The 219-nt window shown below is 56.6% G+C and carries 1 protein-coding gene; it reads left to right on the top strand.

The window, feature by feature from the left end; genetic code table 11:
- Positions 1 to 219, top strand: a 219-nt coding sequence (locus tag H8K55_RS21500) for a hypothetical protein (protein WP_186944286.1), incomplete at both ends; no start/stop codon positions are given.

Raw genomic sequence — 219 nt, 5'->3', positions numbered from 1 at the left:
GCCTCGCCTTAGGCGGCGGTACAGCAACGGGCAGTGGTACCGATTACGGCAGCGCCACAGCGACTAATCTGCAAGTGTCCACCGATGGTGGCGCAACGTGGGGCAATGCGACGACCGCAACGATTGCTGCAGGTAGCACGAGTGTGTTGGTACGGACACCGATCACCGATGATCTGATCAATGAAGTGACTGAAACCTTTGATTTAACAGTCACCCGCA

It is taken from the genome of Affinundibacterium flavidum (genome assembly GCF_014284175.1).
GTDB classification, from domain to species: Bacteria; Pseudomonadota; Gammaproteobacteria; order Burkholderiales; family Burkholderiaceae_D; genus Undibacterium; species Undibacterium flavidum.
This window is presented reverse-complemented; position numbering and strand designations above follow the sequence as displayed.